At 70.3% G+C, this 17988-nt stretch carries 17 protein-coding genes; 12 read left to right on the forward strand and 5 right to left on the reverse strand.

Going from position 1 to position 17988, the window contains the following annotated elements; all coding sequences use genetic code 11:
• Positions 1-180 precede the first annotated feature (180 nt).
• On the forward strand, positions 181-621 hold the full coding sequence (locus tag CUT39_RS19175) for a DUF4307 domain-containing protein (protein WP_100449065.1): 441 nt from the start codon (positions 181-183) through the stop codon (positions 619-621).
• A 115-nt stretch (positions 622-736) separates the two neighbouring features.
• Positions 737-1231: a transcription elongation factor GreA gene (greA, locus tag CUT39_RS19180; protein WP_100449066.1), complete on the forward strand. Its 495-nt coding sequence runs from the start codon at positions 737-739 to the stop codon at positions 1229-1231.
• Between the two features lie 88 nt (positions 1232-1319).
• Here the strand turns inward: greA and CUT39_RS19185 are convergent, their stop codons facing one another.
• Positions 1320-2594 (reverse strand): ABC transporter ATP-binding protein, encoded by a 1275-nt coding sequence (locus tag CUT39_RS19185; RefSeq protein ID WP_100449067.1) that lies wholly within the window; start codon positions 2592-2594, stop codon positions 1320-1322.
• Between the two features lie 459 nt (positions 2595-3053).
• Here CUT39_RS19185 and ilvA point away from each other — a divergent pair, with 459 nt between their 5' ends.
• From ilvA to CUT39_RS19210, 5 genes are read left to right on the forward strand one after another with little or no spacing between them, the layout of a single operon-like run.
• Positions 3054-4268 (forward strand): threonine ammonia-lyase, encoded by a 1215-nt coding sequence (gene ilvA / locus CUT39_RS19190; protein WP_100449068.1) that lies wholly within the window; start codon positions 3054-3056, stop codon positions 4266-4268.
• Positions 4269-4271: 3 nt separating this feature from the next.
• Positions 4272-4982 carry a uracil-DNA glycosylase gene (locus CUT39_RS19195; protein WP_100449069.1) on the forward strand — a complete coding sequence of 237 codons (711 nt, stop codon included), beginning with the start codon at positions 4272-4274 and terminating at the stop codon, positions 4980-4982.
• Positions 4983-4984: 2 nt separating this feature from the next.
• Positions 4985-5215, forward strand: a complete 231-nt coding sequence (locus CUT39_RS19200) for a hypothetical protein (RefSeq protein WP_198587283.1) — start codon at positions 4985-4987, stop codon at positions 5213-5215.
• An 11-nt stretch (positions 5216-5226) separates the two neighbouring features.
• Positions 5227-5508 (forward strand): hypothetical protein, encoded by a 282-nt coding sequence (locus CUT39_RS19205; protein ID WP_198587284.1) that lies wholly within the window; start codon positions 5227-5229, stop codon positions 5506-5508.
• Between the two features lie 51 nt (positions 5509-5559).
• Positions 5560-6327 carry an alpha/beta hydrolase gene (locus CUT39_RS19210; protein WP_100449071.1) on the forward strand — a complete coding sequence of 256 codons (768 nt, stop codon included), beginning with the start codon at positions 5560-5562 and terminating at the stop codon, positions 6325-6327.
• On the opposite strand, the gene CUT39_RS19215 is transcribed toward CUT39_RS19210, so the two are convergent.
• On the reverse strand, positions 6324-7622 hold the full coding sequence (locus CUT39_RS19215; RefSeq protein ID WP_198587286.1) for a serine/threonine protein kinase: 1299 nt from the start codon (positions 7620-7622) through the stop codon (positions 6324-6326). The two genes, CUT39_RS19210 and CUT39_RS19215, sit on opposite strands and share 4 nt — an antisense overlap.
• Positions 7623-7966: 344 nt before the next feature.
• Here CUT39_RS19215 and chvE point away from each other — a divergent pair, with 344 nt between their 5' ends.
• The 3 genes from chvE (at position 7967) to mmsB (ending at position 12029) form a co-directional block, all read left to right on the forward strand.
• Complete coding sequence (chvE, locus tag CUT39_RS19220; RefSeq protein WP_100449073.1) at positions 7967-9070, forward strand: multiple monosaccharide ABC transporter substrate-binding protein; 1104 nt, start codon at positions 7967-7969, stop codon at positions 9068-9070.
• 104 nt (positions 9071-9174) lie between these two features.
• Positions 9175-10722: a multiple monosaccharide ABC transporter ATP-binding protein gene (gene mmsA, locus CUT39_RS19225; RefSeq protein WP_100449074.1), complete on the forward strand. Its 1548-nt coding sequence runs from the start codon at positions 9175-9177 to the stop codon at positions 10720-10722.
• Between the two features lie 2 nt (positions 10723-10724).
• A complete protein-coding gene (gene mmsB, locus CUT39_RS19230; RefSeq protein WP_100449075.1) occupies positions 10725-12029 on the forward strand; it encodes a multiple monosaccharide ABC transporter permease in 1305 nt (434 codons plus the stop codon).
• Between the two features lie 63 nt (positions 12030-12092).
• On the opposite strand, the gene CUT39_RS19235 is transcribed toward mmsB, so the two are convergent.
• The 3 genes from CUT39_RS19235 to mce all read right to left on the reverse strand — a co-directional run bounded on the left by CUT39_RS19235 (position 12093) and on the right by mce (position 15844).
• Positions 12093-13856 (reverse strand): hypothetical protein, encoded by a 1764-nt coding sequence (locus CUT39_RS19235; RefSeq protein ID WP_100449076.1) that lies wholly within the window; start codon positions 13854-13856, stop codon positions 12093-12095.
• A gap of 154 nt (positions 13857-14010) precedes the next feature.
• Positions 14011-15222: a coiled-coil domain-containing protein gene (locus CUT39_RS19240; protein WP_100449077.1), complete on the reverse strand. Its 1212-nt coding sequence runs from the start codon at positions 15220-15222 to the stop codon at positions 14011-14013.
• Positions 15223-15409: 187 nt separating this feature from the next.
• A complete protein-coding gene (mce, locus tag CUT39_RS19245; protein WP_100449078.1) occupies positions 15410-15844 on the reverse strand; it encodes a methylmalonyl-CoA epimerase in 435 nt (144 codons plus the stop codon).
• 34 nt (positions 15845-15878) lie between these two features.
• On the opposite strand from mce, the gene CUT39_RS19250 reads away from it, so the two are divergent.
• Together CUT39_RS19250 and meaB are read left to right on the forward strand one after the other, a co-directional pair.
• Positions 15879-17039 carry an acetyl-CoA C-acyltransferase gene (locus tag CUT39_RS19250; RefSeq protein WP_100449079.1) on the forward strand — a complete coding sequence of 387 codons (1161 nt, stop codon included), beginning with the start codon at positions 15879-15881 and terminating at the stop codon, positions 17037-17039.
• Positions 17039-17959: a methylmalonyl Co-A mutase-associated GTPase MeaB gene (meaB, locus tag CUT39_RS19255; protein WP_100449080.1), complete on the forward strand. Its 921-nt coding sequence runs from the start codon at positions 17039-17041 to the stop codon at positions 17957-17959. Before CUT39_RS19250 ends, meaB begins: the two co-directional genes overlap by 1 nt.
• Positions 17960-17988 lie beyond the last annotated feature (29 nt).

Genomic DNA, 17988 nt, shown 5'->3' on the forward strand with positions numbered 1-17988 from the left:
CTGGTCGGGTGGGACACGGCGTTCTGACCTCACAGGTTGGGTGTCTCGCGTCGGCGATGTGGCGGTCTCGCAGCCGACGCGTACCGAATGCAGGTTGTCGGCTCTGGCATTCTGTGCAACGATACTCGATAATTGATTCTTCCCCGACCGACCGACGAGTCACGGCTAGAGAGCGGCCCGATGAACGAGACCTTGACCACGGACGGGTCTGCGCCCGAAACGGGCGCCGTGGCCTACCCGCCCGGTCGCTACGGTCGCCGCCGTGAACCGCGCCGACGCCGCCCTGCCGTGGTCGCGGCGTTGACGGTCGCGGTGGTCGCCGCCGGCCTGGTCGCCGCCCTGCGCCTGGGCGATCTCTACGGGGGCGACTACTCGCCGCGGCTGCTCGCCTACGACACCTCGGTCCCGGGGCAGGTGACGATCAGCTTCGAAGTCTATAAGCCGGCCGGTGAGGGCGCGGTCTGCCTGGTCAGATCCCGCGACTTCAGCGGGGCCGAGATCGGCAGCGCGGAGGTGCCGATCCCGGCCGACGAACGGACCCGGGTCGAGACCGCCTACACCCTGGCGGTGACGGGGGATCCCAACACCGGCGAAGTCCCGCGGTGCCGGCAGGCGGACTGATCATCTGGCTTCGGCCCGCCGCACCGTTCCCGGTCGGCGGGCTTTTCGCTACTCACAGGCTGCTACGCAGCATCGCTTCAGAGCACGGATCGCAACATTCGGAGGATTTGGACATATGGCTACTGACAGCAACCAGAGCACCTGGCTGACCCAGGAGGCCTACGATCGGCTCAAGGGCGAGATGGACGAGCTCATCGCGAACCGCCCCGTCATGGCCGCCGAGATCAACGCCCGCCGGGAGGAGGGCGACCTCCGTGAGAACGGCGGCTACCACGCCGCCAAGGAGGAGCAGGGCAAGCAGGAGGGGCGCATCCGCCAGCTCGAGGACCTGCTGCGCAACGCGAAGGTGGGCGAGGCCGGTGCCAGCGACGTGATCCAGATCGGCACCGTGGTCACCGTCGCCTTCGACGGCGACCCCGACGACGCCGAGAAGTTCCTCCTGGGCTCGCGCGAGATCGGCGCGACGACGGACCTGACCGTCTACAGCCCCGATTCGGCCCTGGGCGAGGCCATCCTGGGCCACAAGGAGGGCGACACGGTCTCCTACCAGGCGCCGGGCGGGATGGAGCTGTCGGTGAAGATCATCGGCACCGAATCCTTCGCAGCCTAGACCGGTTCCGGCGCCCGGAGTGCGGGCGCCGGCCGGCCGATCCCCGAAGCGGTCGAGGTGCCCTCAGCAGGCCCCTCGGCCGCTTTTCTCAAGCCCGCTGGGTCCAGCCGACGTCGATGCGCTTGCCGAACTTGTCGAAGTAGTGCAGCGCGTCCATGTGGACCGCCGCGGTGATCGGCTGGCCGGCCGAGATGGGGATGTGCGGGGGCAGCCGGAAGACCAGGTCGGCAGGCTTGCGGATGGGGCCGGTGTCCTCTTGGCGGGGCTCGCTGGAGGGGGCGCCGAAGCCGGAGAACAGGCCGGTCAGCCGCCGGCGCGGCTTGGAGCCGTTCTTGGCCAGGTCGGGCTTGTCGCCGATCCCGTCGGGCACGATCGCGGTCGCGCCGACGTCGAGGAACACGAGGGTCTCGTGGCCGTGGTGCTCGTAGAACCGCACCCGGCCCTGCAGCGACTGGCCGGGCTGGCCCTCGGCGACCGGCGCGAGGGCCTCGGCGCGGCAGCCCACCACGATGTTCTCGCCGTGGTAGCGGGCGACCGCCCGCCCGCGCAGATCGTGCCAGGGCAGCCGCAGCTCCTGGTCGCCGAATTCGAGTGCGACGTAACGGTCGAGGTAGACGTTGACGCGGGCCTCGAGCAGGTTCATGCGGGGGGTGCCGAGGAACGCGGCGACGTACATGGTCGCCGGCCGCTCGTAGACCTCGTCGGGGGTCCCCACGTCCTGGAGCACGCCCTTGCGCAGGACGGCCACGCGGTCGGCCATCGTGAGGGCCTCGGTCTGGTCGTGGGTGACGTAGAGGGTGGTGGAGTCGTGGCGGCGCACGAGGGAGGAGATCTCGGTGCGCAGCTCGGCCCTGAGTCCAATATCGAGGTTCGACAGCGGCTCGTCCATGAGGAACAGCTTCGGGCGCCGCACCAGGGCCCGGCCCATTGCCACGCGCTGCTGCTGACCGCCGGAGAGTTGTCCGGGTTTGCGTTCGAGCAGATCGCTGATGCCCAATGCCCCCGCCATATCACCGACCGCTTCGGTGACGGGTCGGGAACCGTTCCTTTTGCCGAGTTTCAAAGGGAATCCGATGTTTTCGCCCACGGACATATGGGGATAAAGCGCAAATGTCTGGAAGATCATCGCTGCATTGCGCTCGCGCGGGGGCAGATCATTGGCGTACGCGCCGTCGAGGAGGATGTCACCGTCGCTCGGCGCCTCCAGTCCGGCCACCATTCGCAGCACGGTCGACTTGCCGCACCCCGAGGGACCGAGAAGCACCAGGAACTCCCCGTGGTTGACTTCCAGATTCAAAGAGTCCACGGCCAGGGTATCGCCGGGGAACACCTTCGAGACGTTCTTCAGCGTGACAGCAGTCACCGTTTACTCCAGGGGTTCAAAGGGGACCGGTGGTTTGTGTTCGCCAAGTGAAACGGATTCATCGACGAGGTTTACTAGGCGTAGCTTAAGCCTTGCTACCGCAGTAAGTGTCAGGGGCCACCCTTATCGCTGCGGGTGAACCGAGAGCCACGGAAGGTGTCTCCTTCCGCGTTACCGTTCCGGGGCGGTCGCCCGGTGGTAACCGGGCGGTCATTCTGAGTATCGTAACCGGTTTCAAGGATCGATGCACACCTTGAGCAGGGCCGCGCGAGAAATTCGTTTCCCATCGGCCCGACTCGCCGCCCGATCGGCCACGAAAACGCGCGCCCAAGTGGTCGACTATAACCGAATCACCCAATGTCACTGCAACCCAATCAAAACAGCGACCATTGCAGCCCGATGCCGAAACCGCCGCCGCGCCGCGGGCCGCCCGGGTCGCCCGCGACCTACGATCGAGGCGTGACCGAGCTCGTTTCACTCGACGACATCCGCGCCGCCGCGGCCGCCCTCGAAGGCGTAGTCAGGCGCACCCCCATGGAGCCCGCCCGCGACCCGGTGCTGGCGGGCGTCCACCTCAAGTGCGAGAACCTCCAGAGAGCGGGCTCGTTCAAGATCCGCGGGGCCTACATGCGGGTCTCGCGCCTCAGCCCCCGTCAGCGCGAGCGCGGTGTCGTGGCCGCCAGCGCCGGCAACCACGCCCAAGGCGTCGCCCTGGCCGCCTCCACGCTCGGCGCCCGCGCCACCGTCTTCATGCCCGCCGGCGCCCCGCTGCCCAAGGTCGCCGCCACCAAGGGCTACGGCGCCGAGGTCGTACTCGGCGGCCACACCGTCGACGAGGCCCTCCGGGACGCCCACCGCTTCGCCGAGGAGACCGGTGCGACCCTGATCCACCCGTTCGACCACCGCGACATCGTCGCCGGGCAGGGCACGATCGCCCTGGAGATCCTCGAGCAGGTGCCCGAGACCGGCACGATCGTCGCCTCGGTCGGGGGCGGGGGACTGGCCGCCGGCGTCGCCGCCGCCGCGAAGCAACTCCGGCCCGACGTCCGGATCATCGGCGTCCAGGCCGAGGGCGCCGCCGCCTACCCCGACTCGCTCGCGGCAGGCAGGCCGGTGCGACTGGACAAGATGCAGACCATCGCCGACGGCATCGCGGTCGGCAAGCCCGGCGAGGTCCCCTTCGCCCACGTCGCCGACCTGGTCGACGAGATCGCCACCGTGACCGAAGAGGACATCAGCCGCGCCCTGCTCTCCCTGCTGGAGCGCAACAAACTCGTAGTCGAACCGGCCGGCGGGGTCGCCTACGCCGCCCTCCTCAACTGCTCGATCGCCTTCGACGCCCCCGCGGTCGCGGTGCTCTCGGGCGGCAACATCGACCCGCTGCTGCTGATGCGGCTGATCGAGCACGGCCTGGCCGCCTCCGGCCGGTTCCTGCGCTGCAACCTCCGCTGCCGCGACCGGCCCGGCACGCTCGCCTCGGTACTCCAGCTCGTGGGCACCCGCGGCGGCAACATCGTCGACGTCTACCACCAGCGCTCCGACCCGCGCCTGTCGGTCGGGGAAGTCTCAGTGGACCTCTCGATCGAGACCCGGGGCCCCGAACACGCCGCCGAAATCGTTGCGGCCCTGCGCGACGCCGACTACTTTTTGACGGTGGCCGGCTCTAGCATCTGACCCATGCAGAAAAATCTCGAGGAACTGGTCGAACCCGGCTGGGCCAAGGCCCTCGCCCCCGTCGCGGACGAGGTGGCGAGGATGGGGGAGTTCCTGCGACAGGAGGTCGCCGACGGCCGCAGGTACCTGCCCGCCGCCGAACACATCCTGCGCGCCTTCCAGCAGCCGTTCGACGAGGTCAAGGTCATCATCGTCGGCCAGGACCCCTATCCCACGCCCGGCCACGCCGTCGGGCTCTCCTTCGCGGTCGCGCCGCACGTGCGGCCCCTGCCCAAGAGCCTGGTCAACATCTTCAACGAGTACCGCGACGACCTCGACCTCCCGCTGCCGGCCGACGGCGACCTCACCCCGTGGGCCGAGCGGGGCGTGCTGCTGCTCAACCGGTCCCTGAGCGTCCGGCCCGGCAAGCCCGCCTCGCACCGCGGCAAGGGCTGGGAGACCGTGACCGATCAGGCCGTCAAGGCCCTCGCCGAACGCGGCGGCCCCTGCGTGGCGATCCTGTGGGGCGCCGACGCCCGCAAGCTGGCGCCGCTCCTCGGTTCCGTCCCCCGCATCGAGTCGCCCCATCCCTCGCCGATGAGCGCGAGCCGCGGCTTCTTCGGCTCCCGGCCCTTCAGCCGCGCCAACCGGCTCCTGGTCGAGCAGGGGGGTGAGCCCGTCGACTGGAGGCTCCCGGCCCTGCAGGAGGCCGGAGGCGCCCGGTTACCGTGGTAGGCGTGGAGTTCCTGGCACAAGAATTCGGACCGGACCGCGACCAGGCGATGGCCGGCCCGCTCGGGCTGTTCATCACCCTGCTGCTGGTGGTCGTGACGATCATGCTCGTCCGCGGCATGAACAAGCACGTCCGCCGGCTCAATCGGCGCCTCGACCGCGAAGCCGCGCTCAACGCCGACGCGGAGCCCGCCGAGGGCCCGAGCGAGGGCGGCCCCGGTCCCGACCGAGCCTAGGAACCGGACCGATGCCCCGCAAGAACCGCCGCCTGCGCGAACCGGACCGCCGGCGCTCCACCCCGATGGAACGGCACCTGGTCGACGGCCCCGACGGCCGCTACCAGGTCCGCCGCATCACCGCCTCCGGAGCCGAGAAGACCTACCGCTGCCCCGGCTGCGACCACGTGATCCGGCCCGGCACCCCGCACGTGGTGGCCTGGCCCGACGACGGCGGCGGCGACGACCGGCGCCACTGGCACACCGGCTGCTGGAACGCCCGGGACCGGCGCAGGCCGGGGCACTACCGCTAGACGGCTCGCTGAGCCATAATTCACGCCGTGGCCGTAATCAGATCAGCTAGCATGCTCCCCGCCCGCCGGGAGCCGATCACCCTCCAGACCGCCGACGGGTTGAACCTCGTGGCCGAACTGGCGCTCCCCGAGCACACCGAACCGCGGGCGACCATCATCTGCGTCCATCCGCTGCCCACCCACGGCGGCATGATGGACTCCCACGTCTTCCGGAAGGCCGCCTGGCGCCTGCCCGCGCTGGCCCAGATGGCGGTGCTGCGCTTCAACACCCGCGGCACCGAGTCCCAGCAGGGCCGGAGCGAGGGCGGGTTCGACGACGGCGTGGGCGAGCGCTTCGACCTCGCCGCCGCCGTGGAGTACACCGAGTTCGCCGAGTTGCCGCGCCCGTGGCTGGTCGGGTGGTCCTTCGGCACCGACCTCACCTTGAAGTACGGGCTCGAACCGGGCGTGGAGGGCGCGATCCTCATGTCGCCGCCGCTGCGCTACGCCGCCGCCGGCGACCTGGCGCGCTGGGACGCCGACGGCCGTCCGCTCCTGGCCCTGATCCCCGAGACCGACGACTACCTCCGGTACCCCGAGGCCCGGGAGCGGTTCGCCGCGGTCGGGCAGGCCGAGGTCGCCGAGATCGGCGGCTGCGGGCACCTGTGGGTCGGCAAGGCCGAGGAGGCACTCGACCGGATCGTCGGCCGCATCCTGCCCGACCGCGCCCCGCTCCCGCGCGAGTGGGACGGCCCGATGGAACGCGGCGACACCTCCGCCTACGCCGACAAGACCGTGGCCGCCTTCGGCGGGTTCCTGCCGAAGCCGGAGGAAGGCTAGGCGCAGTCGAGGAAGGCGCTGATGCTGTCGGGCAGCGCCGCATCGTCGCAGTCGGTGACCTGCACCAGTTCGTCGCCCTCGATGCGCCAGGCGAGCCGCTGCGTCGCCGAGCCGTCGCCGCCCGAACCGCCCGGACGGTCGACGGTGGCGGCCACGAAGTCGTCGTCGGCGCACCAACTGTCGAGCACCCTGCCCTCGGCGAGCTGCTCGTCGATGCGCCCGTCCAGGGTGTCGGGGTCGGAACAGACCGAGGCGGCGGCCGGATTGGTGGCGGCGTAGGTCGCGAGCGCGGCCCCGCCCAGCAGCGCCCCCGTCAGCGCCACCCCCGCCGAAGCGGTGGCGATCTTGCGCAGCCGCGGGCGCAGCCCCCGCCGGGACCGCTGGGGCCGGTAGGGGGCCAGTTCGGTCGACATCGAGACGGTGACCGGTCGCAGCTCCCGCCGCCGCAGCAGCCCGGTGGCGACGCCGGAGTACTTGTAGCCGGGGGCGCGCAGCCCGGCCAGGTCGAGCCGGGTGAGCTGCTCGCGCAGGCCGTCGGCGGTGGGGCGCCGCCGCGGATCGGGGCTCAGGGCGGCCCCGATGACGTCGGTGAGCTCGGTGTCGACCCCGGGGATGTGCGGCACGGGCGCGGCCCGCAGGAGCGGATCGGCGATGTCCTCCCGGCCGGAGCGGACCCACGGCAGCCGGCCGCCGAGCGCGGCGTACAGGACGGTGGCCAGCGCGTACACGTCGCCGGCCGGGCTGGCGGCGACCTCGCCGGCGACCGCGGCGTCGAGGTGCTCGGGCGCGGTGTACGGGCTGGGCGGCAGCGGCGCGGCCAGGACCGGCGCGGTCACGTCGTACGAGGTGAGCTGGAGGATCCGGCCGGTTCCGACCAGGATGTGCCCGGGCTGGATGGCGCCGTGGATGAGGCCGGCCCGGTGGTAGACGGTGACGGCGTCGCTGAGGGAGACCCCGAGCGCGCGGACCTGTCCGGGCGGCATCGCGCCCTCCTGCTCCAGCAGGTCGGCGAGGGTGCGACGGGTCGCGCCCACGGCGAGGTAAGGTCGTCCGTTCTCGGTGAGTCCGACCGCGCCGCACGGGGACAGATGGGGGTGCGCGGCCAGGCCGGTGAGCTTGGAGGCCCATTCGAGGAAGACTTCGCGGCGGGATCCGTCGACGCGCTCGTGGGCGACGGTCACGCACAGCAGGGTGGTGGGGTCCGAGGAGACGGTCCCGCTGAAGACGCTGCAAACCGGGTCGCGATGCAGTAAACGGTCCACGGTGGCGGCGCCGACGGTCGTCGTGCTCTTCATGGTCACCTCCCTCGCGCGGTTGTCTGACTGGGTAGCGTGCTTTGCCACCAAATGTGAGGCTATCCCATCTGAACGGGCGAGCGGTAGTCGGCCGTGGGTATGTGGCACGAACCGGTGGTGCCGTTGCCACCGCATGTGAGAAGCCGTGCGAGTATGGTGCCGGATGTGTCCGCGGGGATTCAAGTGTCGGTTTTCAACGAATGACGAGTGCAACGATTCGGACACGAGACCCGGCCGGTGTTGACGCTTGTGGAAAAACGTTGAAGCATCGATGACGTCTTGATCCCAGGGAAATCGTGGTCTGGTAACGATCACATTGCCCGGTACGAAGGAGTGCTATTTACATGAACGTCATTCCACGGCGTCTCTTCGTCGGCCTCGCCGGTGCTGCGGTGCTGTCCCTCAGTGCCACCGCCTGTGCCTCCGGCGACGGCGACTCCGGCGGCGACGGTGAAGGCGGCGACGGCGGCGGCCGCGTCGGCATCGCCATGCCCACCCAGACCTCGGAGCGCTGGATCGACGACGGCAACAACCTGGTCGACGAGTTCGAGGAGGCCGGCTTCGAGACCGACCTCCAGTTCGCCGGTGACGACGTCGGTACGCAGGTCGACCAGATCGAGAACATGGTCACCCAGGGCGCAGACGTCCTGGTCATCGCCGCTATCGACAACCAATCCCTCAACGGCGTGCTGGCCCAGGCGAAGGCCGAGGACGTCACGGTCATCGCCTACGACCGCCTGATCCGCGAGACCGAGGACGTGGACTACTACGCGACCTTCGACAACTTCCAGGTCGGCGTGCTCCAGGCCCAGTCGGTCCTCGACGGCCTGGACGTCGAGAACGAAGACGGCCCGTTCAACATCGAGCTGTTCGCCGGCTCGCTCGACGACAACAACGCCTTCTTCTTCTTCGACGGCGCCATGTCGGTCCTCCAGCCGCTGATCGACGACGGCACGCTCGTGGTCACGTCCGGCGAGACCGACATCGAGACCGTCGCCACCGAGCGTTGGGACGGCGAGCTCGCGCAGAGCCGCATGGACAACCTGCTGAGCACGCACTACTCCGATGAGCAGGTCGACGCCGTGCTGTCGCCCTACGACGGCATCAGCCGCGGCATCATCGCCTCGCTGGAGAGCAACGGCTACGACTCCGACGACCTGCCGGTCGTCTCCGGCCAGGACGCCGAGGTCGCCTCGGTCCAGATGATCATCGAGGGCCGCCAGACGGCCACGATCTTCAAGGACACCCGCGACCTGGCCTCGGTCACCGTGGAGATGGTCGTCGACGTCCTCAACGGCGAAGAGCCCGAGGTCACCGACACCGAGACCTACGACAACGGTGTGAAGGTCGTCCCGTCCAACCTGCTGACCCCGCACATTGTGACCGTCGAGAACTACGAGGAAATGCTGGTCGACTCCGGCTACATCGACGCCTCCGAGCTCGAGTAGCCACCGCCGCGACCGGCGCGAGCCCCTCGAAGGGGCGCCCCGCTCAGGCGGGGCGCCCCCGAAACCTCTCTTCTGAGCAGCCTCATTGCAAATAGGACCAAGTCATGTCTGAAGACATCCTCCGGATGCGGGGGATCACCAAGCGATTCCCGGGCGTGCTCGCGCTCGACGACGTCGACATGCGGGTCGAGCGGGCCACCATCCACGCGCTCGTGGGTGAGAACGGAGCCGGCAAGTCGACGCTGATGAAGATCCTCTCCGGGGTCTACCCGCACGGGGAATTCGAAGGCGACATCGAACTCGAGGGCCGTCCCGCCCGCTTCCGCGGCATCCAGGACTCCGAGAACGCCGGCGTCGCGATCATCCACCAAGAACTCGCCCTCGTGCCCGAACTGTCCATCGCCGAGAACATCTTCCTCGGCAACGAACAAGCCCAGCGCGGCGTCATCTCCTGGAACCGCACCAACTCCGTCGCGGTCGAGCTCATGGCCAAGGTCGGGCTCTCCGACAGCCCGCGCGAACTGGTCGAGAACATCGGCGTCGGCAAGCAGCAGCTCGTCGAGATCGCCAAGGCCCTGTCCAAGCAGGTCAAAGTCCTCATCCTCGACGAGCCCACCGCCGCCCTCAACGAGTCCGACTCCCGGAACCTGCTGAACCTGCTCCGGGCGCTGCGGGACGAGGGCGTCACCTGCATCCTCATCTCGCACAAGCTCGGCGAGGTGCTCTCGGTGGCCGAGTCGATCACCGTCCTGCGCGACGGCAAGACCATCGAGACCCTCGACAACGAGACCGACGAGGTCGACGAGGACCGGCTCATCAAGTCCATGGTCGGCCGCGACCTCGAGCACCGCTTCCCGCCGCACCGGCCCGAGGTCGGCGAGGTCTTCTTCCAGGTCAAGGACTGGACGGTCCACCACCCGGAGCACCGCGAACGCATCGTCGTCCACGGCGCCGAACTGTCGGTCGCCCGCGGCGAGGTCGTGGGCCTGGCCGGGCTCATGGGCGCCGGGCGCACCGAATTCGCCATGAGCGTGTTCGGCCGCGCCTGGGGCAGCCACATCCAGGGCGAGATCCACCTCGACGGCAAGAAGCTGCGCCTCCACAGCGTCGCCGACGCCATCGACGCCGGCCTCGCCTACGCCACCGAGGACCGGAAGCAGTACGGCCTCCACCTCGACTACGACCTGCGCCAGAACTTCACGCTCGCCGGCATCCGCCAGGTCTCCAAGGCCGGCGTGGTCGACCAGCACCAGGTCACCTCGGTCTCCGAGCGGCTCCGGTCCAGCTTCGGGGTCAAGACCCCCTCGGTGTTCCAGCCCGCCGGCAACCTCTCGGGAGGCAACCAGCAGAAGGTCGTGCTCGGCAAGTGGGTCTTCACCGAGCCCGAGCTGCTGATCCTCGACGAGCCGACCCGAGGCATCGACGTCGGCGCGAAATACGAGATCTACGAGCTGATCCACGAACTGGTCGACCAGGGCAAGGGGGTCCTCATGATCTCCTCCGAGCTGCCCGAACTGCTCGGCATGTGCGACCGGATCTACGCCATGAGCGCCGGCCACATCACCGGCCAAGTCGACCGCGAGACCGCCACCCAGGAGGAACTGATGCGCTTGATGACACTCGAGACCGCCAAGGGAGGAGTGGAACTGTGAGCATGCTCAGAGGCGTCGTCGACGCCGTGCGCGGGGCGAACCTGCGCCAGTACGGCATGATCATCGCCCTGGTGTTCATCATGCTGCTCTTCCAGGTCTTGGAGGTCATGAAGCTCGACCAGAACTTCCTGACCCCGCGCAACATCACCAACGCGATCGTCCAGAACTCGTTCATCCTGATCCTCGCGATCGGGGTCATGCTGGTCATCGTCAACGGCCACATCGACCTGTCGGTCGGCTCGGTCCTGGCCTTCACCGGCGCCGTATCGGCCATCGCCCTGTCCGACTGGGGCCTGCCGTGGTACCTCGCCGTGCTCGCCGCCATCGGCACCGGCGCCCTCATCGGCGTATGGCAGGGGTTCTGGATCGCCTACGTCCGAATACCGGCGTTCATCGTGACCCTCGCCGGCATGCTGCTCTTCCGCGGCCTGACCCTCTGGGCCCTGGAGGCCCAGACCATCTCCATCCGCTCCGAGGAATTCCGGATGCTCGGATCCGGCTACTGGATCCAGGACTCGCAGGTGGCCGGCTACCACCTGCCGACGCTCCTGATCGGCGCCGTCGGGGCCGGGTTCATCATCTGGATGCAGTCCGCGGGCCGCCGCAACGCCATCCGCAACCGGATCGACACCGGCTCGCCGGTCGCCTGGGCGGTCAAGACCGTCCTGCTGGCCGCCGCCACCTTCGGCGGCGCGATGGTCCTGGCCGCCTACCGGGGCCTGCCGGTCATCGGCATCATCCTGGTGGCGCTGGTCATGGCCTACACCTTCGTCGCCAACCGGACCGTCTTCGGACGCCACATCTACGCCGGCGGCGGCAACGAGAAGGCGGCCTCGCTCTCGGGCGTCAAGACCAAGCAGACCAGCTTCTGGGTCTTCGTCAACATGGGCGCGCTGGCCGGCCTGGCCGGCGTGGTCTTCACCGCCCGCCTCCAGTCGGCCACGCCCGACGCCGGCGAGATGTTCGAGCTGCACGCCATCGCCTCGGCGTTCATCGGCGGCGCCTCCATGAGCGGCGGCGTCGGCACGATCGTCGGCGCGGTCATCGGCGGTCTGGTCATGGGCGTCATGAACCAGGGCATGTCGATCCTGTCGGTCGGCCAGGACCTCCAGAGCGTCATCCTCGGCCTGGTCGTGCTCGCGGCGGTGTTCTTCGACGTGTGGAACAAGAAGCGCTCCTCCGGGCCGATCGTGGGCACCACCCCCGGCGGCTCCGGCGAGGCCAAGCGCCGCGGCAAGGGCCCGGACGACTCCGGCCCCAGCGGCGACCAGCCGAAGCGCCCCGACCCGGTCGGCGCCGCCAAGTAGCCGGCCGAGCGCCACGAAGGGCCCGCACCGATCACGGTGCGGGCCCTTTCGCGTGCCTTCGGGTCAGGACTTCGAGGAGGTGACCTTCTCGCTCTTCGACTGCTCGCTCTTCGACTGCTCGGCCTTCGGCTTCTCCTCGGGCTCGTCGTCGGAGCCCGACCTGGCCTGGGCCTTGAGCTTCTCGGCCTGCTTGTGTGCGGTCGCCAGGATGCCCTCGGCGTCCCGGCTGGCACGCTCCTTCGCCTCCTTGGAGAGCTCCTCGGCCCGCCGCTTCGCGGTGGCGACGCGCTTCTCGGCCTCGGAGACGACCTTCTCCTGCTCGGACTTGATCTCCTCGGCCTCGCTGTTCGCCCGCTCCAGGACCTTCCGGGCCTCGGCCTCGGCCTCGGCCATGAGCCGCTCGCGCTCGGTCTCGATCCGCTCGAGCTCCTCGTGGGCCTTGGCGGCCTCGGATTCGGCCCGTTCGCGGTCCTCCTCGGCCTCGGTGCGCAGCCGATCGGCCTTTTCGGTCGCCTCGGTGGTGATCTGCTCGGCCTCGGCCGCGGCCTCCTTGCGGAGCCGCTCCACCTCGGTCTGCGTCTCCTCGGAGAGCCGGCGCGCCTCGGCGCCGGCCTGCTCGCGCTCGGCGCGGCTCTTCTCCGCCGCCTCCTCGCGGATCCGCTTGACCTGCCGCTCGGTCTCCTCCGAGAGCCGCCGTGCGGCGGCCTCGGCCTCCTCGGTGACCTTCCGGGCCCGCTCGTCGGCCTCGGAGGTGAGCTTCTCGGCGCGTTCGGCCGCTTCGGCGGTCACCGTCTCGGCCTCGGCGGCGGCCTCCTCGACCCGCCGCTGCGCCTCCTGACGCACCCGCTTGGCCTCGTCGCCCGCCTCGGTGCGAGTGAGGGTCGCCTGGTCGGCGGCCTCCGCCCTGACCCGCGTGGCCTCGTTCTCGGCCTCGGTGCGGACGGTCTGGGCGAACGTCTCGGTCTCCTGCTTGAACCGCTCCAGGTTCTCCACCGTCTCGGTGCGCATCTCGTGCAGCTCGTCTTCGAGCTCGGTTCGCCTGCGCTCGGCTTCGGCCTCGGCCTCGGCGGCGATCCGTTCGGCCTTCTCGGTCGCCTCGGCGATCTCCCGCTCGGCCTCGACCGCGGCGTCGTCCTTGAGCTGCTGGGCCTCCGTCCGCAGGCGCTCCACGTGAGCGACCAGTTGCCGGGTCTGCTCGTCGGCGGCGGCCCGCTTGTTCTCGGCGTCCTGCTCGGCCTCGGCCACCAGGGCCGCGGCCCGCTCGTTGGCCTGGTCCACCAGCGCTTGGGCCTCTCGTGCCCGCTTGTTCATCTCGGCGTCGATGATCGCCCGCCGGTCGGCCTCGGCCTTCTCGGCCGCGGCCCGCCGCGCCTTCAGCGTGGTCTCGAAGTCCTTGCGGGCCTCCTCGATCTGCGCCTCGGCCTGCCGCAGCTTGTTCTCGGCGTGGCGGTGCAGCTCCTCGGTCTCGCCGCGGGCGCCCGACTTGATCTCCGCGGCCTGCTCCTCGGCCAGCGTCAGCATGTGCTCGATCTTGACGCCCAGGTGCCGGTAGGACGCCTTGTCGCCGGCCGCCGAGCGGCGCCGCATGTCCTGGATCTGCGCCTGCAGTTGCTGGACCTGGACGACCAGGCGCTCGGCCTGCGCCATCGCCTCGGCCTTCTCGGCGGCGTAAGTGTCCCGCTCCAACTGGAGCCGGGCGATCTCCCGGTCGACCTGCTTCTTGTCATAGCCGCGCAGCGCGGTCTCGAAGCCGCTGTCCAACTCCTGGGCTTCGGCGAAGCCGCTCAGCAGGTCGCTGTCGTCGCCCAGTCTCTTGTCACGCGCCATACCCTCATCCTCACATGTGCCGCGTCCCGCCGCCCCGGATCGGAGACCGGGGCGGCGGGACGCGGCCGAAGCCGTGGTTCCTCCACCGTCGACCTACGCCGCACGCACTGCAGTGCGACTGCGCTACTTCGACGGTAACGCGGAATCGCCGGAACTACTTGTCCTCTTCCTGATCGCCGAGGTCGGCTCCGGGGAAATTGCCCATCATGCCCGACAGGGTCTGGGTCATGTTGCGCAGTGTCGCCTGGACCTCGTCGCGCTTGGCGGTGAGCTCGGCGACCTTGTCCTCGGCCTCCTTGGTGACGCGCTCGGCGTCCGATTTGGCGTCCGAGAGCAGCCGTTCGGACTCGCCCTTGGCGTCCGAGACCAGCTTCGAGGCGTCCTTCTTGGCCTTGGAGGTGGTCTCCTCGGCGTAGTTGTCGGCCTCGGAGCGCTTCTCCTCGGCGCGGGTCTCGGCGGACTTGGCGCGCTCCTCGGCGTCCTGAGCGCGGGCCTCGGCGTCGGAGACGAGTTTCTGGGTCTCCGAGACCGCGCGGGCGTGGCGCTCGGACTCCTCGCGCTCGGCCTTCTCCTTGCGTTCGGCGAGCTCGAGGTCGAGGGCCTGGAGGTCCTTGTCCCGCTTCTCCTTGGCCTCGGCGAACAGCTTCGCGGCCTCGGCGCGCTTCTCCTCGGCTTCGCGGGCGGCCTTGGCGCGGAGCTGGGTGATCTCGCGGTCGGCGGTGGCTCGCATGGTGGCGACCTCCCGCTCGACCGAGGCCTTCAGCTCGGCGACCTCGTGGCCGGTGGCGGTGCGCAACTGCTTGGTCTCGCGCTCGGCGTCCGAGCGGAGGGTCTCGCATTCGCGGCGGGCGTTGGTGCGCATCTCGGCGACCTCGCGCTCCACCTGCGTGCGGAGGTTGGTCGCCTCGCGCTCGGCGTTCTGCTTGAGGTTCTGGGCCTCGGCGCGGGCGGCGTCGGTGATTTCGCGGGATTCGAGGCGGGCGGCCGACAGGATGCCCTCGGTCTCGCGCTTGGCTTCGGCGCGATGCTCGTTGGCCTGCTCTTCGGCGAGCCGGAGGATCTGCTCGACGCGGGTTCCGAGCCCGGACAGCGTGGGACGGGAGTTCTCCTCGAGCTGCTTGGTCTGTTCGCCCATGCGCTGCTCGAGGCCCTGGATGCGCTGCTCGGCCTGGCGCAGCCGGCGCTGAGCGTCGGTCATCCGCTGCTCGGCCTCGGTGCGCTGCTGCTCAACCTGCGTCAGCTTCGCCAGGTTCTTCTGGATGAAGTCATCCACCTGGTGCCTGTCGTACCCCCGCAACTGCACGGGGAATTCCGGCACCGATTGGTCGTTGTCGAAAAAGGTACTGTTGGAGGGCTGCTGCGACATGGCCTAATAGTTGCAGATACACCCCGGCGTGTCGACAGCAAGGTCGGTGTTTGCGGAGGGCTCATCATCTGCCGCCGCATTCCCGAATCGTGCGAATCGCCGCAAAAGCCGCCGCAGGTTGACTCGCGTCACCGCCGGCGGCCGGATCGTCGCACTCCGGAGTGGGGCCCGAACCGGACGGCGCCCGCTAAGCGGCGGCCGGCTCCACCAGTTCGACCAGCACCCCGCCGGCGTCCCGCGGATGGACGAAGTTGATCCGGCTGCCGGCCGTCCCGGGCCGGGCGGAGTCGTACAGCAACTGCGCGCCCCGATCCCGCAGCGCCGCGCCCGCGGCCTCGACGTCGTCGACGGTGAACGCCAACTGCTGGAGGCCCGGCCCCTTCTTCTCGAGGAACTTCGCTATCGGCGACGCTCCGTCCAGCGGCGCCAGAAGCTGCACCTGCGGCCCGCCGCCGGGCCAGGAGACCATCACCTCGACCACGCCCTGGGTCTCGTTCACCTCCCGGTGCACGGCCTCGCCCCCGAGTGCGCCCACGTACCAGTCCAGGCCCTCGTCGATGTCGGGCACCGCCACGCCGACGTGGTCGATGCGCCGCAATCCGATTCCATCCGCGAGCGTCATAGTATCGATGGTATCGACAGACCAATGGAGGTCAATGATGCAGGACAGCACCGTCATCCTCTCCGCCGCCCGCACACCCGTCGGGCGATTCAACGGCTCGCTCGCCGAAGTCCCCGCCACCGACCTGGCGGGCACGGCCATCCGGGCCGCCCTCGAACGCGCCGGCCTCGCCCCCGACCGGGTCGACCAGGTCCTGCTCGGCCAGGTCCTGTCCGCCGGCTGCGGCCAGAACCCCGCCCGGCAGGCCGCCGTGGCCGCCGGCCTGCCGATGCGGGTGCCCTCGATGTCGGTCAACAAGGTGTGCCTGTCGGGCATGACCGCGGTCGGCCTGGCCGACCGGCTGCTGCTCGGCGACGCCGCCGAAGTCGTCGTCGCCGGCGGCATGGAATCGATGAGCCGCGCCCCGCACCTCCTGCCGGGCTCGCGCCGCGGCTTCAAGTACGGCGATACCGTGCTGCTCGACCACCTCGCCCACGACGGCCTCACCGACGCCTACGACGGCATCTCCATGGGCGAGTCCACCGAGCGCCACCTCAACGCCAAGCACCTCACGCGCGGCGAACAGGACGAGTTCGCCGCCGCCAGCCACCAGCGCGCGGCCAAGGCCGCCGAGCGGCTGGCCGAGGAGATCACCTCCGTGGAGACCCGGCGCGGCCTGGTCGACGCCGACGAGGGCGTCCGCTCCGAGACCACTCCCGAGACGCTCGGGCAACTGCGGCCGGCGTTCACCGAGAACGGCACCATCACCGCCGGGACGGCCTCCCAGATCTCCGACGGGGCCGCCGCGCTGGTCCTGGCCCGAAGGTCGACCGCCGAGGCCAACGGCTGGCCCTACCACGCCGAGATCCTGAGCTGGGGCACCGTCGCCGGACCGGACAACTCCCTGCTCGACCAGCCCGCCGGGGCCATCTCGCAGGCCCTGCACAGGGCCGGAGCGTCCGTGTCCGACCTCGAGGTGGTCGAGATCAACGAGGCCTTCGCCGCGGTCGTGCTGTCCTCCGCGGCGACGCTGGGTCTCGACTTGGAGCGGGTCAACCCCGACGGCGGGGCGATCGCGCTGGGCCACCCGATCGGCGCCTCCGGCGCCCGCCTCGCCCTGTCCCTCGCCCGGCAGCTCGGCCCCGGACAGCTCGGTGCGGCCGGGCTGTGCGGCGGCGGCGGCCAGGGCGACGCGATGATCCTCAAGGGAGCCTGATGGAGGTATCCGGCACCGTGGCCTCGGCCCGCGCGGGCGACCGCCGGGCCGTGGCCCGGCTCCTCACCGCCGTCGAGAACCGCGCGCCCGAGGGCCCCGAGATCGCCGCCGCGACCAAGGGCGGCGACGCCGTGATCGTCGGCGTCACCGGCTCACCCGGGGTCGGCAAGTCCACCCTGGTATCGGCGCTGATCGGCGCCTGGCGGGCGCAGGGGCGGCGGGTCGCGGTGCTCGCGGTCGACCCCTCGAGTCCCTTCAGCGGCGGTGCGCTGCTCGGCGACCGCGTCCGCATGGCCGACCACGCCCTCGACCGGGACGTCTACATCCGGTCGGTGGCCACCCGCGGCCACCTGGGCGGGCTCGCCGCCGGCACCGGCGCCGCCGTGCGGCTGCTCGAAGGGCTCGGCTTCGACGCGGTCATCGTCGAGACCGTCGGCGTCGGCCAGGCCGAGGTCGAGATCGCCGGCCTCGCCGACACCACGCTGCTGCTGCTCGCCCCCGGCATGGGCGACGCCATCCAGGCGGTCAAGGCCGGCGTGGTCGAGATCGCCGACCTCTACGTGGTCAACAAGGCCGACCGGCCCGGCGCCGACGCCGCCGTGCGCGACATCCGGGCCATGATGTCGCTGGTCCGGCGCGGCCCCGGCGAATGGCGGCAGCCGATCGTCAAGACCGTCGCCCACCAAGGCGAGGGCCTCGACGAGCTGGTGGCCGGGATCGCCAAGCACCGCGAATGGCTCGCGGGATCGGACCGGCTGGCCGCCCGGCGCCGCGACCGGGCCGCCGCCGAGATCCGCGCCGTGGTCGAGACCGAGCTGCGGCGCCGCTACGAGGTCACCGACGAGCTGGCCGAGCACGTCGCAGCCGGTGAGATCGATGTGGCCGAGGCCGCCCGCACCGTCCTGGAGAACGGCGCCTAAACCACTTCGACTCCCGGTCGGGGGCCTCC

It is taken from the genome of Glycomyces xiaoerkulensis, assembly GCF_002798405.1.
GTDB classification, from domain to species: Bacteria; Actinomycetota; Actinomycetes; order Mycobacteriales; family Micromonosporaceae; genus Glycomyces; species Glycomyces xiaoerkulensis.

What these genes read in the sequence shown, in the direction of transcription:
- greA (WP_100449066.1), top strand. Translation starts at nt 737, where the DNA reads ATGGCTACTGACAGCAACCAGAGCACCTGGCTGACCCAGGAGGCCTAC.
- chvE (WP_100449073.1), top strand. Translation starts at nt 7,967, where the DNA reads ATGAACGTCATTCCACGGCGTCTCTTCGTCGGCCTCGCCGGTGCTGCG.
- CUT39_RS19215 (WP_198587286.1), bottom strand. Translation starts at nt 7,622, where the DNA reads ATGAAGAGCACGACGACCGTCGGCGCCGCCACCGTGGACCGTTTACTG.
- CUT39_RS19210 (WP_100449071.1), top strand. Translation starts at nt 5,560, where the DNA reads ATGCTCCCCGCCCGCCGGGAGCCGATCACCCTCCAGACCGCCGACGGG.
- mmsA (WP_100449074.1), top strand. Translation starts at nt 9,175, where the DNA reads ATGTCTGAAGACATCCTCCGGATGCGGGGGATCACCAAGCGATTCCCG.
- mce (WP_100449078.1), bottom strand. Translation starts at nt 15,844, where the DNA reads ATGACGCTCGCGGATGGAATCGGATTGCGGCGCATCGACCACGTCGGC.
- CUT39_RS19240 (WP_100449077.1), bottom strand. Translation starts at nt 15,222, where the DNA reads ATGTCGCAGCAGCCCTCCAACAGTACCTTTTTCGACAACGACCAATCG.
- CUT39_RS19195 (WP_100449069.1), top strand. Translation starts at nt 4,272, where the DNA reads ATGCAGAAAAATCTCGAGGAACTGGTCGAACCCGGCTGGGCCAAGGCC.
- CUT39_RS19175 (WP_100449065.1), top strand. Translation starts at nt 181, where the DNA reads ATGAACGAGACCTTGACCACGGACGGGTCTGCGCCCGAAACGGGCGCC.
- mmsB (WP_100449075.1), top strand. Translation starts at nt 10,725, where the DNA reads ATGCTCAGAGGCGTCGTCGACGCCGTGCGCGGGGCGAACCTGCGCCAG.
- CUT39_RS19235 (WP_100449076.1), bottom strand. Translation starts at nt 13,856, where the DNA reads ATGGCGCGTGACAAGAGACTGGGCGACGACAGCGACCTGCTGAGCGGC.
- meaB (WP_100449080.1), top strand. Translation starts at nt 17,039, where the DNA reads ATGGAGGTATCCGGCACCGTGGCCTCGGCCCGCGCGGGCGACCGCCGG.
- CUT39_RS19250 (WP_100449079.1), top strand. Translation starts at nt 15,879, where the DNA reads ATGATGCAGGACAGCACCGTCATCCTCTCCGCCGCCCGCACACCCGTC.
- CUT39_RS19205 (WP_198587284.1), top strand. Translation starts at nt 5,227, where the DNA reads ATGCCCCGCAAGAACCGCCGCCTGCGCGAACCGGACCGCCGGCGCTCC.